The sequence below is a fragment of the Streptomyces sp. SBT349 genome (assembly GCF_001083795.1).
Classification (GTDB): domain Bacteria; phylum Actinomycetota; class Actinomycetes; order Streptomycetales; family Streptomycetaceae; genus Streptomyces.
The window spans coordinates 13915-31707 of the sequence record NZ_LAVK01000043.1 but is presented as its reverse complement, the minus strand read 5'-3'; the positions used below and the strand labels follow the sequence as shown (position 1 = coordinate 31707).

The window sequence follows — 17793 nt, the reverse complement described above, 5'->3', positions numbered from 1 at the left end:
GTGTGGTGGCGGATGCGGTGGTGGGTCATTCGCAGGGTGAGATCGCGGCTGCGTGTGTGGCGGGTGCGTTGTCGCTGGAGGACGCTGCCCGGGTGGTGGCGGTGCGCAGTCAGGTGATTGCGGGCAGTCTGGCGGGCCGGGGTGGTATGGCGTCGGTGGCGTTGTCCGAGGCTGAGGTGGCCGGGCGTATCGAGCGGTGGGACGGCCGGGTGGAGGTGGCGGCGGTCAACGGTCCGTCGTCGGTGGTGATCGCCGGTGATGCCGAAGCCCTCGATGAAGCTCTCGATGTCCTTGCTGTGGAGGGTGTGCGGGTGCGTCGGGTGGCGGTGGATTACGCCTCCCACACCCGGCATGTCGAGGCGATCGAGGAGATCCTGGGTGAGGCCTTCGCCGACATCCGTGCGCAGGCGCCGCTGATTCCTTTCTATTCGACTGTGACGGGTGAGTGGGTGAAGGAGGCGGGTGTCCTCGACGGTGGTTACTGGTACCGGAACCTGCGTGGCCAGGTCCGTTTCGGTCCCGCCATCGCCGACCTGCTGGGTGAGGGTTACTCGGTGTTCGTGGAGTCGAGCGCTCACCCGGTTCTGGTGCAGCCGGTCAGCGAGATCGTCGACCAGGCCGACACGGAGGCCGTGGTCGGTGGTTCGTTGCGCCGTGAGGAGGGCGGTCTGGGCCGGTTGTTGACCTCGATGGCCGAACTGTTCGTCCAGGGTGTGGTCGTGGACTGGGCGGGTGTCCTCCCGGCCAGTGCCGCCGCCACCCAGGTCGAGCTCCCCACTTACGCTTTCGATCATCAGCATTATTGGCTGCGTTCTGCTCCTGCTGTGGATGCTGTCGCGCTTGGTCAGGCGGGTGTTGATCATCCGTTGTTGGGTGCGGTGGTGGCGGTGCCGGAGACCGGTGGTGTCTTGTGTACTTCTCGGTTGTCTCTGCGGACGCATCCTTGGTTGGCCGATCATGCGGTGAGCGGGGTTGTGCTCGTGCCGGGTACGGGGCTGGTCGAGTTGGCGGTTCGTGCTGGTGACGAGGTCGGTTGTGGTGTGGTGGAGGAGTTGGTGATCGAGGCGCCGCTCGTGGTGCCGGAGACCGGTGGTGTGCGTGTCCAGGTCGCGGTCGGTGGCCTGGAGGAGAGCGGTGCCCGTGCTGTCACCGTGTACTCGGCGTCTGAGGACAGCGTGGGGGATCACGACGGCGAGGTGTGGACCCGTCATGCCACTGGCCGGCTGGGGCCGGCGCTGGCCGGGAGTACGGATATGGCGGGCTTTGACGTTTCGGTGTGGCCGCCGGCCGGTGCTGAGCGTGTGCCGCTCGATGTTGCCGGGTTTTACGAGGAAATGCGTGTTCGCGGCTATGCGTTCGGCCCGTCGTTCAGGGGTTTGCGTGCGGTGTGGCGGCGGGGTGAGGAGGTCTTCGCGGAGGTCGTCCTGCCTGATGAGCAGCGTGAGAACGCTGTGAGGTTCGGTATTCATCCTGCGTTGTTTGATGCTGCTCTGCATGCCAGGGGGCTTGTTCGGCCGGACGAGGCTGCTGCCGGGGCGGGTGGGTCGCGAACCGTGCTGCCGTTTTCCTGGAACGATGTGGCGTTGTATGCGGCTGGTGCTTCGGCGTTGCGGGTGCGCTTGGTGTCTTCCGGGCCGGATGTGTTGTCGTTGCAGGCTGCGGACGAGACCGGCGAACCCGTTCTGGCCATGGACTCGCTTGTGTTCCGGGAGGTTTCCGCCGAGCGGTTGGGCGCGGCGGGCGGTGATGGCTCTTTGTTCCGGGTGGAGTGGGCCGAGCTGCCCGCTTCTGGCCTGGGTTCGGAGATGGTGTCGTCGTGGGTACCGGTCGCCACTGCTGAGGATGTGGCCGCTCTGGCGGTCGATGCTCCGGCCGTGGCTGTTCTGGAGGCCTTTGGGGATGGGGCTGAGGATGCCGATGAGGTGCTTGCCCTGACGGGCAGGGCGCTGGGTGTGCTCCAGGCATGGCTGGTAGCCCCGGCTTTCGAGAGCGGCAAGCTGGTGGTCGTTACCCGGGGTGCGGTGCCCGCGGGCGGCGACGCTGATGTCACGGATCCGGCCGGCGCCGCCGTGTGGGGTCTGGTCCGCGCCGCCCAGGCCGAGAACCCCGACCGGATCATTCTGCTCGACCTCGACCCCGCCGGCTCCGCTGGAGCGGGTCCCGTTCTGGGGCGCGTGCTTGCCGCCGTGGAGCCGTTGGTCGCCGTTCGTGGCACGGTCCTGTCCGCCCCGCGTCTGGTACGCGCGGCTGCTGTCGAGACCGAGGGTGGGTACGCCTTCGCTTCCGGGGGCACCGTTCTGGTCACGGGCGGCACGGGCTCCCTGGGTGTCTTGGTTGCCCGGCACTTGGTGGCTGAGCATGGTGTGCGGCACCTGTTGTTGGTCAGCCGTCGTGGTCCTGAGGCGGAGGGCGCGGCTGAGCTGGTTGCCGAGCTTGGCGAGTCGGGCGCGGTGGTTACGGTCTGCGCGTGTGATGTCGCTGATCGGGACGCCGTGGCGGCCCTTGTGGCGGCCGTGCCGGCCGAGCATCCGCTGACCGGGGTCGTTCACCTCGCGGGGGTCTTGGACGATGGTGTGATCGGCGCATTGACGCCGGAGCGCATCGAAGGAGTCTTCGCTCCTAAGGTCACTGCTGTCCGCCATCTGGACGAGTTGACTCGCGAACTCGTTCCGCAACTGGCCTCGTTCATCGTTTTCTCGTCCGCTGCCGCTTTGCTCGGCTCTGCCGGCCAGGGCAGCTATGCCGCCGCCAACTCCTACCTCGACGCGCTCATGGCCCACCGGCGGGCCGCCGGCCTGCCCGGTGTCTCGATGGCCTGGGGTCTGTGGCAGCAGAGCACCGGCCTGACCGCCCACCTCAGCGAGATCGACCAGGCCCGCATGAGCCGCGGCGGCATCCTGCCCCTCACCCCCGCCGAAGGTATGGGGTTGTTCGACGCGGCCCTGCGGGTTCCCGCAGCTCTGGTGGTGCCGATGAAGGTGGATCTGCGGAGGCTGCGTGCTGATGCGGTGGCCGGCGGAGGTCTCCCAGAGCTTCTGGGTGGTCTGGTGCAGAGCGGACGGCGGCGGGCACGGGCGGGAGACGGGCAGGCGGGGGCGGGGGACGGTGGTAGCGGCCTTGCTGCCCGGCTTGCAGGTCTCACCTCGCAGGAGCAGGAGGCGTTGCTGCTCGATTTCGTCCGTGGTCATGTGGCGACGGTCCTCGGTCATGCTGGGATCGCGAAGGTCGGAGCGGAGATGGCGTTCAAGGACTCCGGGTTCGACTCGCTCACCTCGGTCGAGTTGCGTAACCGCCTTCGTGGGGCCACCGGCCTCAAGCTTCCCGCCACCATCGTCTTCGACTACCCCAACCCGCTCGCCCTCGCCCGCTATCTCCACCGCGAAGTGTTCCCCGACGGCGTCACGGCCGGCCCGGACGTGGACGAGGCACGGCTGCGGCGCGGGCTCGCATCGCTGCCACTCGCCCGGTTCCGGGCGGCTGGACTGTTGGACGCCCTGGTCAGGCTGGTTGAACTCAATGACCACGAGACGCCGATCGGCATGGTGGACGACGCCGATGATGAGACCGCGATCGCCGACTTGAACGTCGACGATCTTGTGCAGCTGGCCCTCGGCGACGACAAGTGACTTTGCGGCACCTGATGGTTGGGGATTTCAAGTGAGTGCTCCTTATGAAAAGGTCGTCAAGGCGCTCCGAGCATCGCTCGAAGAGGTCGGCTCGCTGAAGAAGCAGAACCGCCAGCTCTTGGAGGCCTCCGGGGAGCCGGTTGCGGTTGTGGGTATGGGGTGCCGTCTGCCCGGCGGTGTGGCGGGTCCGGAGGATCTGTGGCGGCTGGTCAGCGAGGGCCGGGACGGTGTGTCCGGTTTCCCGTCCGATCGTGGCTGGGATGTGGAGGGCTCGTTCGACTCCGCCCCGGGCCAGGCCGGCACCCCCCACGTGCCCCGGGGCGGGTTCCTGTATGACGCGGGGGAGTTCGACGCGGGTTTCTTCGGGATCTCGCCGCGTGAGGCGCTGACGATGGATCCGCAGCAGCGGTTGTTGCTGGAGACCTCGTGGGAGGCGTTGGAACAGGCCGGGATCGACCCGGGGACGTTGAAGGGCCAAGAGGTCGCGGTGTTCTCCGGCGTCATGGGCACCGACTACTTCGCGGGTGGCAACGCGCACTCCGAGCTGGGGGGCATCGGCACGGGGGCGGCGTCGAGTGTGGCCTCAGGCCGGGTGTCGTATGTGTTCGGTTTTGAGGGTCCGGCGGTGACGGTGGACACGGCGTGTTCGTCCTCGCTGGTCGCGATCCATCTGGCGGCGCAGGCGTTGCGGCAGGGGGAGTGCTCGCTGGCGCTGGCGGGCGGGGCCAAGGTGATGGCGACGCCGGGAGCGTTCGAGGCGTTCTCGCGCCACGGCGGACTGTCCTCGGATGGCCGGTGCAAGTCGTATGCGGATGCCGCGGACGGTACTGGCTGGGCTGAGGGCGTCGGGGTGGTGGTCCTGGAGCGGTTGTCGGAGGCCCGGCGGCGCGGGCATCGGGTGCTCGCGGTGATCCGTGGCAGCGCGGTGAATCAGGATGGTGCCTCGAACGGGTTGACCGCGCCGAATGGTCCGTCGCAGCAGCGGGTGATTCGTAAGGCGCTTGCCAATGCGGGGCTTTCGACGGCGGATGTGGATGTGGTGGAGGGGCATGGGACGGGGACGGTTCTGGGTGATCCGATCGAGGCGCAGGCGCTGATCGCCACGTACGGGCAGGACCGGCCCGAGGACCGGCCGGTGTGGCTGGGGTCGTTGAAGTCGAACATCGGTCACACGCAGGCGGCGGCGGGTGTGGCTGGTGTGATCAAGATGGTGCAGGCGCTGCGGCACGGCGTGATGCCGGCGACGCTGCATGTCGATGCCCCGTCGGCGAAGGTGGACTGGACCGCGGGCGCGGTCGAGCTGCTGACCGAGTCCCGGGAGTGGCCCGACACCGGCCGGCCCCGCCGTGCTGGTGTGTCGTCCTTCGGTGTCAGCGGCACCAACGCGCACCTGATCCTGGAGCAGGCCCCGCAAGAGCAGCCCGCAGTGCCGGAGCCTGTCGGGCCTGGGGTGGCGGGGACCGATGAGGGTGTGGTGCCGCTGGTGGTGTCGGCGAGGAGTGCCGGGTCCCTGGCGGGCCAGGCCAAGCGGTTGGCGTCCTTCGTGGAGTCGCGTGAGGTGCCTCTGACGGACGTGGCTGCGGCGTTGGTTGCTCGGCGGGCGGTGTTGTCCGAGCGTGCGGTGGTGGTGGCCGGCTCGCGGGGTGAGGCTGTGGCGGGTCTGGAGGCGCTGGCGCGGGGTGAGTCTCATCCCGGTGTGGTCACTGGCAGCGTGTCGGCTCCGGGCGGGGCCAGAAAGGTCGTGCTCGTCTTTCCGGGTCAGGGTTCGCAGTGGGCTGGTATGGGGCGTGAATTGCTGGATTCTTCGCCGGTGTTCGCGGAGCGGGTGGGGGAGTGTGCGGTGGCGTTGGAGCGGTGGGTGGATTGGTCGTTGGTGGATGTGTTGCGGGGGGATGCTCCGGCCGATCTTCTGGAGCGGGTGGATGTGGTGCAGCCTGCGAGTTTTGCGGTGATGATCGGCCTTGCCGCTGTCTGGTCGTCGGTGGGTGTGGTGCCGGATGCGGTGGTGGGTCATTCGCAGGGTGAGATCGCGGCTGCGTGTGTGGCGGGTGCGTTGTCGCTGGAGGACGCTGCCCGGGTGGTGGCGATACGCAGTCAGGTCATCGCGGGCAGTCTGGCGGGCCGGGGTGGTATGGCGTCGGTGGCGCTGTCCGAGGCTGAGGTGGCCGGGCGTATCGAGCGGTGGGACGGCCGGGTGGAGGTGGCGGCGGTCAACAGTCCCACGTCGGTAGTGATCGCCGGTGATGCCGAAGCCCTCGACGAAGCCCTCGACGTTCTTGAGGCGGATGGTGTGCGGGTGCGTCGGGTGGCGGTGGATTACGCCTCCCACACCCGGCATGTCGAAGCGATCGAGGAGATCCTGGGCGAGGCGTTCGCCGACATCCGTGCCCAAACCCCGCTGATTCCTTTCTACTCGACTGTGACCGGCGAGTGGGTGCGGGAGGCGGGTGTCCTCGACGGTGGTTACTGGTACCGCAATCTGCGTGGCCAGGTCCGTTTCGGTCCCGCTATCGCCGACCTCCTGGCCGGCAGTCATACGGTGTTCGTGGAGGCCAGTGCCCATCCGGTTCTGGTGCAGCCGGTCAGCGAGATCGTCGACCAGGCCGACACGGAGGCCGTGGTCGGTGGTTCGCTGCGCCGTGAGGAGGGCGGTCTGGGCCGGTTGCTGACCTCGATGGCCGAACTGTTCGTCCGGGGTGTGGTCGTGGACTGGGCGGCCATGCTGCCGGTTGCCGGTGCTTCACACATCGATCTCCCGACTTACGCTTTCGATCATCAGCATTATTGGCTGCGTTCCACTCCTGCCGTGGATGCTGTCGCGCTCGGTCAGGCGGGTGCTGATCATCCGCTGATCGGGGCGATCGTCGGCCGGCCGGACTCCGGCGGTTTCATGACGACCTCGCGGTGGTCGGTGGACGCGCACCCCTGGCTGGGCGATCACACCGTCGGTGATGTCGTTGTCGTGCCGAGCGCGGCGTTGGTCGAGCTGGCCATCCGGTTCGGTGACGAGGTGGGCAGTCCGGTGGTCGAGGAGCTGACCGTGGAGCGGCCCGTCGTGTTGCCGCTGCGGGGCGGCAGAGCCGTGCAGATGACCGTCGGGGAGGCTGATGAGCGGGGGCGGCGGCCGGTCGAGGTGTACTCCCGCCCGGACAACGCCGGCCTGGAGGCGGTGTGGACACGCCACGCGCACGGCACGTTGGCACCCGGCCCGGTGACCCCGCCCACTTCCGGCGCCACGCGGCCTACCAGCAGCTCCGCAGCCGATGTGGCTCTCGACAAGGCGATCGGCGATGCCGACCGCTACGGGCTGCACCCGGCGCTGCTCGACGCAGCGGTCCGAACGGCGTTCCCTGATGAGGACGTGATCGCGACCCGGTGGAGCGGGGTGACCTTGCTGGCCTCCGGCGCCGCGGCGGTACGGGTCCGCACAGCCCGTGACACCGCAGGGGTGACCCGTCTTGAGCTGTTGGACGCCGCCGCATGGCCGGTGCTGACCGTTGATGCCGTTGTCGCCGAGCCGTTCTCGCCCGAGCGGGCGCAGACCGAGGATGCGTCGGCTCCCGACGGCCTGTTCCTGGTCGACTGGGTTGAGCTTCCGCTTCCCTCGGGTGAGATGGCTGAGGACGCCGGTACTACGGCGGTCGTCGTTGATGCCGAAGATGTTGCTGCCCTCGCGGCGGACGGTCCTGCGGTGCCGGGCCTGCTGGTGTATGAGGTCGGGCAGGCGCCTGCCGACCCGCGCGGGGCTGTCGCGGCCGTGTTGGCTGTTGTCCAGGCGTGGCTGGCAGTACCGGTTCTGGCGCACACCCGCCTCGTCGTGGTCGTGCCCGACGCCGAGGACGATGTCACGGTGGCCGCTGTGTCGGGCCTGCTGCGTTCGGCGCAGTCGGAGCACCCGGGCCGCATCGTCGTTGTCGAGAGCGACCATGCCGAGGACAGCGGCAGTGCGACGGCCTCGGAGCCTTCGACGGCCGTGAACGCCGTGCAGGCCGTGCGGCTCGCGGTGGCCACAGGCGAGCCGCGAGTCCGTGTGCGCGGTGGTGTGGCCTTCGTCCCTCGGCTGAAGCGTGCCCTGCTGGCCGAAGGTCCCCGGCGCGAGCTCGACCTCGATGGCACCGTTCTTGTCACTGGCGGGACGGGGACGCTCGGCAGTCTCCTCGCCCGGCACTTGGTGACCGAGCACGGTGTGCGGCATGTGCTGCTGGCCAGCCGGAGCGGGCCGGATGCCGAGGGGGCGGCGGCGCTGTACGAGGAACTGACCGACCTCGGCGCGAGCGTCACCGTCGCCGCGTGTGACATCGCCGACCGGGACGCTGTCGCGGCGCTCCTGGCCGCCGTGCCGGATGCGCATCCGCTGACCGCGGTCGTTCATACCGCCGGAGTCCTCGACGACGGTGTGGTCACGGCTCTGACTCCGGAGCGTTTCGACACCGTGCTGCGGCCGAAACTTGACGCCGCGCTGCACCTGCACGAACTGACCCGGGACGCCGATCTTGCGGCGTTCGTCCTGTTCTCCTCCGCCGCCGGAGTCCTCGGTAACCCCGGCCAGGGCAACTACGCCGCCGCCAATGCCTCCCTGGACGCCCTCGCCCTCCACCGCCACCGCTCCGGCCTGCCCGGCATCTCCCTCGCATGGGGGGTGTGGGACCAGACCGGCACCAGCGGGAACCTGGGCATGGCCAATCAGCGGAGGATGGCCCCGCAGGGCCTGGTGGCACACTCCAGCCAGGAGGTTCTGGAGCTGTTCGACGCGGCGCTGCGGTCAGACGACGCGGTGCTCTTGGCAGCCAGGCCGGACTACGCCGCGCTGCGCGCCCAAGCCGCGTCCGAACCCGTACACGTACTGCTGCGGAGCCTCGTGGGTGCCGGCCGTCGCACCGCTCAGCACCTGGCCCCTCGTTCGGGCGGCCTCGCTGAACAGCTGGCCGCCACGCGCCCGGTCCAGCGAGAGCAGATGCTGCTGGATCTGATCCGGCACGAGGTCGCTACGGTCCTGGGCCATTCGACACCCGGCGAGGTCGACCCCGACCGGGCTTTCCGGGAGGTCGGCTTCGACTCGATGTTGGCCGTTGAACTCCGCAACCGACTCACCGGACTCGCAGGGATCCGCCTCCCTGCCACGATCATCTTCGACCATCCCACACCCCGGAGCCTGATGCACCGTCTGCTCGCGGAACTGTGCCCCGAGGCCGTTGGCGAGTTGGCGGGTCGGGAGGACGAGATCCGGAGGGTCCTGGTCACCACGCCTTTGTCCCGGTTCCAGGAACTCGGGCTCATGGAGAAGCTCCTGCAACTGGTGGCGAGTCCCGGTGGTGAAAGTGCCACAGCGCCGGACACCGCCGAACCGAAGCAGGACGGCAAGCTGCTGATCGAGGAGATGGGCGTTGACGACCTGGTGGAGCGCGCGATGAGGAAAGCCCGGAAGCAGTAGCGGACGAGCGACCGGAACGAAGGGAGACAGGGAATGACCAGCTCAGAGGCAAGGCTTGTCGAAGCGCTGCGGGCTTCACTGATCGAGAACGAGCAGCTGGAGAACGAGAACAAGAAGATCCGCGACAGCTTCACTGAACCGATCGCCATCGTGGGCATGGCGTGCCGGTTCCCCGGTGGGGTGTCGTCCCCTGAAGACTTGTGGGAGTTGATCACCGATGGTCGTTCCGCGGTCGGCGCGTTCCCCACCGACCGGGGCTGGGATCTGGAGAACCTGTACGACCCGGACCTCGATCGGGTCGGCACGACGTATGTACGGCAAGGCGGGTTCCTGCACGACGTGGGCGAGTTCGACGCCGGTTTCTTCGGCATCTCACAAAGCGAGACGCTGGTCATGGACCCGCAGCAGCGTCTGATGCTGGAGACGTCGTGGGAGGCGATCGAACGGGCAGGCATAGACCCGGCTGCTCTGCGTGGCAAGAACGTCGGCGTGTTCGCCGGCGTGGGCGGGCACGATTACGCCACCGGTTTCCACAGTGTCCCCGACGAGCTCGAGGGCTACCTGATGACCGGCGGCTTGGCGAGCGTCCTGTCGGGACGGGTTTCCTACACTTTCGGGTTCGAGGGGCCCGCAGTCACGGTCGACACGGCCTGCTCGTCGTCCCTGGTAGCCCTGCACATGGCAGTGCAGTCCCTGCGTTCGGGCGAGTCGTCATTGGCGCTGGCCGGGGGCTCCAGCGTGATGTGCACTCCCGCTGGCTTGGTGTTGGCTTCGCGCATGCGGTCTCTTGCGAAGGACGGCCGGTGCAAGGCGTTCGCGGCATCCGCAGATGGAACGAACAGTGCCGAGGGCGTGGGCGTCCTGCTGTTGGAGCGGGTTTCCGACGCCATCCGTGACGGACATGAGATTCTCGGCGTCGTACGGGCCACTGCGGTGAACCAGGATGGCGCGTCCAACGGACTCACCGCGCCGAACGGGCCCTCGCAGCAGCGGGTGATCCGCCAGGCACTCGCTACCGCTGGTCTGTCGTCCGCCGATGTCGACATCGTCGAGGCGCACGGCACCGGAACCCCCCTGGGCGACCCGATCGAGGCACAGGCCCTACAGGCCACCTATGGTCAGAGCCGTGACCCCGGACTGCCGCTGTGGCTCGGTTCAGTGAAGTCGAACCTTGGACACGCGGGCCATGCGGCAGGCGTCGCTGGTGTGATCAAGATGGTGATGGCCATGCGGCATGGTGTGCTGCCGCAGACTTTGCACGTGGACGAGCCCACGCCTCAGGTCGACTGGTCTGCTGGAGCGGTTGAGTTGCTGACCGAGGCGCACGAGTGGCCCGAGACCGGCCGTCCTCGTCGTGCGGGGGTCTCCGGCTTCGGTGTCAGCGGCACCAACGCGCACGTCATCCTGGAGCAGGCGCCCGAGCAGACATCCGTGAACCCGTCCGACGAGAAGGCGTGCGTGCTGGGCGACTCGGTTGTGCCACTGGTGCTCTCGGCCCGTGGCGAGGCGGGTCTCGCCGGTCAGGCCCGGTGCCTTGATTCGTTCCTGAGGCAACGTCAAGAGCTGGACCTGCTCGACGTCGGCCGGTCGCTGGTGCAGAGCCGGGGTCTTCTCCCCGACCGTGCGATCGTGCTCGCCGAGGACCGGGAAGAGGCGCTGACTGCATTGGACGCCGTGGCCAACGGCGAGTCGGCGACCGGTGTCGTCAAGGGAACGGCCGAGAGCGTAGTGGGCCGGACCGTCTTCGTGTTCCCTGGCCAGGGTGCACAGTGGGCGGGCATGGGAAGGGAACTGCTTGAGGCGTCGCCCGTGTTCGCCACGAGCATGGCCGAGTGCGCCGAGGCGCTTGACCCGCTGACCGGCTGGTCGTTGCTCGATGTGGTGCGGCAGGCAGAGGGCGCCCGGTCCCTTGAAGACATCGACGTCGTGCAGCCGGTGTCGTGGGCACTGATGCTGTCGCTCGCCGCGCTGTGGGAAGCGTGCGGGGTCGTCCCGGATGCGGTCGTGGGTCATTCCCAGGGCGAGATCGCCGCTGCCTGCTTTGCCGGTGCGCTGTCCCTTCCGGACGCCGCCCGCCTCGTGGTCTACCGGGCCAAGGCCATCCGCGCCGAGTTGTCGGGACGCGGAGGCATGGCGTCCCTCGTTGCCGGTGTCAAGGCCGCCTCCGTGCTGGTCGAGGAGTTGCCGGGCCTGGAGATCGCCGCAGTCAACGGACCCTCCTCAGTGGTCGTGACCGGTGAACTGCCCGCCCTGGAAGAGCTGCTCGCCCGGTGCAAGACCGAGGGCATCCACGCCCGCATGATTCACAGGGCCAACGCCGCCGGACACTCCTCACAGATCGATGTGCTGCGCGACTCTTTCCTTGAGGCACTTACCGGGTTCTCCGGCGGGCCTTCGCGCGTGCCGCTGTACTCCACGGTGACCGGGCGACTCCAGGACACCACGGAGCTGGACGCTGAGTACTGGTATCGCAACCTGCGGCGGACCGTGCAGTTCGACCCGGCCATTCGGTCCCTGGCCGGTGATGGACATGGAGTGTTCATCGAGGTCAGCTCGCACCCTGTGCTGGCATCGAGCGTTCAGGACGTGCTGGAGGAGCTCCAGGCACCCGCTGTCGTCACCGGTTCGCTGCACCGCGACGAGGGCGGCCCGCGCAGGCTCCTCGCCTCGCTGGCCCACCTGCACACCCACGGCGTTCAGGTCTCCTGGGGGGCCGTCCTCGGCCGCGGTACGGAGAGGCCCATAGATCTGCCCACGTACGCCTTTCAGCGCCAGCGCTACTGGTTGGATCCGGCAGCCTCCGGTGGGGACGCACCAGGCCTCGGTCTCGAGGCGGCGGACCATCCCCTGCTCGGCGCGGTCACCGAAATCCCCGGCTCGGACGGCGTGCTGTTCACTTCCCGGCTGTCGCTGCGCACGCACCCCTGGCTCGCCGACCACGCGGCCGCCGGAGTCGTCCTCGTGCCCGGAGCAGCCTTCGTGGAACTCGCGATCCGCGCCGGCGACGAGATCGGGTGCAGCCTGGTCGGCGAACTGGTTATCGAGCGCCCCCTCCTGCTGCCCGAGAGCGGCGGTGTCCAGGTACGTGTGTGGGTGGGTGAGCCCGACGAATCTCGCCACCGCACCGTCCAGATTCACTCCCGCTGGGAGGAAACCGGTCCCCGTGGGAGCTGGACCCGTCATGCCTCCGGGCGCCTGGTGCCGGAGGAGGGTGGGGCCGATTTCGACCTCACCCAGTGGCCGCCGCCCGGCGCCACCGCCGTCGACCCGGACGTACTCGCCCACGTCTACGACGGCATGGCACAGGCGGGATACGGCTACGGTCCGGCCTTTCGGGGCCTGCGCGGGGCGTGGACGCACGGCGAGGAGGTGTTCGCCGAGGTCTCACTGCCCGAGGCAGCGGGCAAGGGCGATGACTACGGGCTGCACCCGGCCCTCCTGGACGCGGCCATGCACGCCTGTGCCTTCCGCACGGATATGGCCGGCGAGAGCCCGAAGCTGGCTCTGCCCTTTGTCTGGCGCGACGTCAGACTGCACGCCGGCGGAACCTCCACGCTGCGGGTTCACCTCACACCGCTCGCCCGCGACACGATCCGCTTGCGCCTGGCCGACGCCTTCGGCGCACCTGTGGCTGCCGTCGACTCGATGGTCCTGCGACCGGTGGTCCCGGAACTGCTGCGTGTCGGCTCAGGCGCGTCCAAGGAGCAGATGTTCCGCGTGGCCTGGGAGCCCATCTCCGTCAGGAGCGTGCATGACGAGCTGAACGCCGTACCCGTGACAACCGCCGAGGACGTTCGTGCCGTGGCCGCGACGCCCCCCGGCATGTTCCTCCTCGATGTGGCCGGGAACGGACGTACGGACCTCGCCGCCGTCCGGGACCTCACCGGGCGAGTGCTGGAGGTCGTCCAGGCGTGGCTCGCAGAACCCGCCTTCCAGGACACTCCTCTCGTCGCTCTCACACAGGTCGGTGCGGTCGTCCAGGACGGGGACCCGGCTCCCGATCTGGCCGTTGCGACGGCTGCCGGCTTGCTGCGTTCGGCACAGTCCGAGAACCCGGGCCGCATCCTCCTGGTCGACACGGACGGCACGGAGGCGTCAGCCCGGCGCCTTCCCGATGTACTCGCGTCCGGGCAGCCTCAGGCGGCACTTCGCAGAGGCGCGGTGTCGGTGCCGAGGCTCGTCAAGGCCGCCCCCGCCGATGCCCCTGGCCGTCCACTGAACCCCGAGGGCACGGTCCTGATCACCGGCGGTACGGGTAGGCTGGGTCGCCTGGCGGCCAGGCATCTGGTTGCCCAGCACAAGATCAGGAACCTCATCCTGGTCAGCCGGAGGGGACCGGACGCACCGGGCGCGGCCGAGTTGGAAGCCGAACTCGAAGGGCTCGGGGCGCTTGTCCGAGTCGTAGCGTGCGACGTGTCCGACCGAGACTCCATGGTCGCGCTTCTGGCCTCGGTTCCCCAGGACACCCCCCTTACCGGCGTGATCCACGCAGCCGGCGCGCTGGATGACGGTGTGGTGACGTCCCTGACGCCCGAACAGCTCGACGCGGTGCTCCGTCCGAAGGCCGATGCGGCACACATTCTGGATGAACTCACGCGCGATCTCGACCTCGCGGCCTTCGTCCTGTACTCCTCTCTTTCGGGGATCTTCGGTTCGGCGGGTCAGGGCAACTACGCTGCCGCGAACTCCTACCTCGACGCGCTAGCTGTACGCCGTCATGCTTCCGGATTGCCGGCAACCTCACTGGTGTGGGGATGGTGGGGGCAGGGATCGGACGCGCTGGACAAACTCGCCGAGGTCGAGCTGAAGCGTTTCGACCGCTGGAACAGCGCCGAACTCACGGCGCAAGAGGGCATGGAGCTGTTCGACCTCGCGCTGCTTGACCGTGACGCTGTTCAGGTCCTGACGAAGATGGAACTCGAGGCGCTATGGGACCAGGCCAACTCCGCATCCGTCCCCCCACTGCTGCGCGGCCTCATCCGCGTCAGTCGGCGGCCCGCCCGTGATGGGGCGACCGGGGCCGACACGCTGGCAGATCGGCTGGCCGAGGCGTCCCCGGACCAGCGAGGAAAGATCTTGGTCGACCTGGTCCAGCGCGAGGTCGCCACGATCCTCGGCTCCGTGTCTGCGGACGAAATCGGACCGGACCTTTCCTTCTTCGACATCGGTTTCGACTCTCTGACCGCCATCGAACTCAGGAACCGGCTGTCGGCGCTCACCGGCGTCCGCATCCCGGCCACCTTCGCCTTCGAGTACCCGACCGCGGAACTGGCCGCCGAGGAGCTGCTGGAACGCCTCGAATCCCACGTGGGCTCGCCGGAATTCGATGGCACGTCAGGGCAGGGCGACTCCGGCACGTGATCTCGACTTCCCCTCGTGACGTGCGGACGACGGGACTGGCCCACCGTGAACCCGACCTACCCCCTCCGCCACTCGCCGGCGACGAACACCCAAGGAGATGAAGCATGTTCGACAAGGACAAGTATCTGGAGTACCTCGGCTTCTCGGGAACGCCCGACGCAAGCCTGGCGACCCTGCGGAAGATCCACCGCGAGCACCAGATGCGGATCCCATACGACAGTGGTTACGCCCTGGACCTGAACAGCAGTGGTGACGCCCTCGGCCTGGCCCAGGCGTCCTTCGACCTCGACCCGGCCTTCGAGACGATCGTGCTCAGCGGCCGGGGCGGCATCTGCGTCGAACTGAACTTCATGTTCCATCGGCTCCTCGTCGAATTGGGCTTCGACCCGCAGGTGCTGGCCGCAGCCACCCTCCTGCCGGGGGGAGTGTGGGGCCCTGACATCGAGCACATGGTCATGCGCGTCACCATCGACGGCGAGGACTGGCTCGCCGACGCCGGGCACGCGGGCATCTCCATCGTGGAGCCGCTGCCGTTCTCCGGAGAGACCGTGGTCCAGGACGGCATCGAGTTCCGGTTGACCCGTCGGGAGGAGCACTACTTCCTCGAGTACAAGACCCGCGCCAAGGACTGGCGCGACAGTTACCGCTTCCTGCCGGTGACGCGTACCACCGCGGACTGGGCCCGCTGGCGCGACGCCCTGCCGCTGGAGGAGATGGTGGCGCACCCGCGGCGCCGCCGACGGGTCATCGACAACGGGCAGGTCACGCTCACCGCGAACCTCTTCCTATCCGTTGAGGACGGCGTGGAGCGGCTTCGTCTCATCCGGGACGAGAACGAGCTCGAAAAGATCGTCAGCACCTACTGGAGCTGAGCGGACGAACCACCACGACCGCTTGAGGAAAGGCCGCAGATGCTCGGGAAGGCTTCGGCTGAAGTGGCCGCCCCGACGTATCACCGGCTTCCGCAGGACAGAGTGAGGCGGAGTGAGAGAACAGATACCGGTCCACATCGGCGAACGATCCTACGATGTGCTGATCGGCCCCGGGGTGCGTTCCACGCTGGCCGAAGTGATCCAGGGCCTCGGCGCCCGGCGGGTCGCCGTCGTGTCGGCCCGGCCCGCGGAATGGGTGCCTGACACGGGAGTGGAGACCGTGCTGCTGCCCGCCCGGGACGGTGAGCCGGACAAGACCCTCGCCACCGTCGAGGCCCTGTGCGCGGAATTCGTACGCTTCGGCCTCACACGCAACGACGCGGTCGTCTCCTGCGGGGGCGGAACCACCACCGACGTCGTCGGCCTGGCCGCCGCCCTGTACCACCGGGGCGTGCCAGTGGTACATCTGCCGACCACGCTGCTGGCCCAGGTCGACGCGAGTGTGGGCGGCAAGACGGCGGTCAACCTGCCCTCCGGTAAGAACCTGGTGGGCGCCTACTGGCAGCCCGCCGCCGTACTGTGCGACACCGACTACCTGTCCACCCTGCCCCGGCGTGAGATGCTCAACGGCCTGGGTGAGATCGCCCGCTGCCACTTCATCGGCGCCGGTGACCTGCGCGGGCTCGGCCTCGCGGAGCGCATCGCGGCCAGTGTGAGGCTGAAGGCCGGCGTCGTCTCGGCCGACGAGCGGGACACCGGCCTGCGACACATCCTCAACTACGGCCATACCCTGGGCCACGCCCTGGAGCTGGCCGGCGGCTTTGCGCTCCGGCACGGCGAGGCCGTCGCGATCGGCACGATCTTCGCGGGCCTGCTCGCCGGGGCCCTGGACCGGATCGGTCCCGAGCGGGTGGCGGAGCACCGGGAGGTCGTCGAGTTCTACGGCCTGCCCACCGCGCTGCCCGAGGGGATCGAGACGGCCGAGCTGATCCGCCTGATGCGCCGGGACAAGAAGGCGCTCACGGGCCTCGCCTTCGTCCTCGACGGGCCCGGGGGAGCGGAGCTGGTCCACGACGTGTCCGAACAGGTCGTCGCCGAGGTCCTGGAGCGCATGCCACGGCAGCCACTCGGGCAACTCATCGAGCCGGCAGGCTCCCACGGAAGGGGAGCCCCGCCGGCATGACGCGCACATCAGAGGCAGCGCACGGCGAGGTCCGGAGCAGGAACACGCGGGAGCCGAGGCTCGCGGACCGCCTCGCCGCGGCCCTGGACAGACCCGCGGCGCAGCAGCCCGAGTGGCCGGACCCGGCTCAGGCCCGGACAGTGGTGGAACTGCTGCGCACCGCGCCCCCGATCGTGGCCGAGTCCGAGACAGCACAGCTCTCCGAGCAGCTCGCGGCGGTCGCCCGCGGCCAGGCATTCCTGTTGCAGAGCGGGGACTGCGCGGAAACCTTCGCCGAGACCACCGAATCGCACCTGCGAGCCAACCTCGGTCTCCTGAAGCGTATGTCGCTGCTCCTTGCCCACGCCGCCGGGCTGCCGGTGGTTCCCCTCGCCCGTATGGCCGGACAGTACGCGAAGCCGCGCTCACAGTCCGTCGATGCGGACGGCTTGCCGGTCTACCGGGGTGACATGGTCAACTCCGCCGAACGCACCCTTGCCGCACGCACTGGTGACCCGGACAGGATGCTGCGCGCCCACGGGCACGCGGCTCGCGCGATGACGCTCGCCCGCCGGGCGTACGCACAGGAGCCGGCGAACCCGCACACCGGCCTCCCCTCATACCTGCAAGGCACCCCCGGCGGCGGCCGCTTCGTCCGCACCGCCGAAGAGATCGGCCGCGATCCGGGCCCGAGTAGCGAACAGATCTATGTGGGCCACGAGATGCTCTTGCTCGACTACGAATGCGCCCCGCTCCACCCCGCCGGGTTCACCACCGGTCCGGAACCACTGCTCGCCAACCCCATCAGGGTGAAGATCGGCCCCGGCACGACCCCGGAAGAAGCCGTCGAGTACGTCCGCAGGCTCGACCCCCATGCCACGCCCGGGCGGCTGACGTTCATCAGCAGGATGGGCCACTCCCAGGTCCGCGAGGTGCTGCCGCCGATCGTGGAGAAGGTCACCTCCACCGGCCACCAGGTGGTATGGCAGTGCGACGCGATGCACGGCAACTCCCCACGACGCGGGATGGTCGCAAGACCCGCCACTTCGACGACATCGTCGCGGAGATCAACGGCTTCTTCGACGTCCACCGCACCCTCGGCACTCACCCCGGCGGCCTCCACTTGGAGGCGACCGGCGAGGACGTCACCGAGTGCCTGGGCGGGGCCCGCGGCCTCGGTGAGGCTGACCTGTCAGCGCGCTACCTACCGCCTGCGACCCTCGCCTGAATGAGGAACAGTCCATGGAACTGGCTTTCACCGTCGCCGATTTGCTCGCAGAGGCCATCCGGCCGGCTGCCCAGCAGGTCACCTCTGCCGGCCCCCTGAGCCCGCGGTGACCA

General features: G+C 68.8%; 4 protein-coding genes and 2 pseudogenes. All 6 read left to right on the top strand.

Features of this window, described 5'->3' with window-relative positions:
* Window positions 1-20: 20 nt before the first annotated feature.
* The 6 genes and pseudogenes from ADY01_RS08220 to ADY01_RS08195 all read left to right on the top strand — a co-directional run bounded on the left by ADY01_RS08220 (window position 21) and on the right by ADY01_RS08195 (window position 17680).
* Window positions 21-3626: an SDR family NAD(P)-dependent oxidoreductase gene (locus ADY01_RS08220; protein WP_234320135.1), complete on the top strand. Its 3606-nt coding sequence runs from the start codon at window positions 21-23 to the stop codon at window positions 3624-3626.
* 31 nt (window positions 3627-3657) lie between these two features.
* Window positions 3658-9057, top strand: a complete 5400-nt coding sequence (locus tag ADY01_RS08215; RefSeq protein ID WP_053170620.1) for a type I polyketide synthase — start codon at window positions 3658-3660, stop codon at window positions 9055-9057.
* A 135-nt stretch (window positions 9058-9192) separates the two neighbouring features.
* Window positions 9193-14418 (top strand): annotated as a pseudogene (locus ADY01_RS08210) (type I polyketide synthase); the annotation flags it as partial.
* Between the two features lie 104 nt (window positions 14419-14522).
* Complete coding sequence (locus ADY01_RS08205) at window positions 14523-15290, top strand: arylamine N-acetyltransferase family protein (RefSeq protein WP_049568132.1); 768 nt, start codon at window positions 14523-14525, stop codon at window positions 15288-15290.
* Between the two features lie 112 nt (window positions 15291-15402).
* Entirely contained in the window at window positions 15403-16473 is a 1071-nt protein-coding gene (locus ADY01_RS08200) for a 3-dehydroquinate synthase family protein (RefSeq protein WP_049568129.1), read from the top strand.
* Window positions 16470-17680 (top strand): annotated as a pseudogene (locus ADY01_RS08195) (3-deoxy-7-phosphoheptulonate synthase). The gene ADY01_RS08200 and the pseudogene ADY01_RS08195 overlap by 4 nt, the downstream one beginning before the upstream one ends.
* The last annotated feature ends 113 nt before the right edge of the window (window positions 17681-17793 follow it).

Bases quoted from the DNA above. Each gene is read 5' to 3' on its own strand.
- ADY01_RS08205 (WP_049568132.1), top strand. From the start codon at position 14,523: ATGTTCGACAAGGACAAGTATCTGGAGTACCTCGGCTTCTCGGGAACG.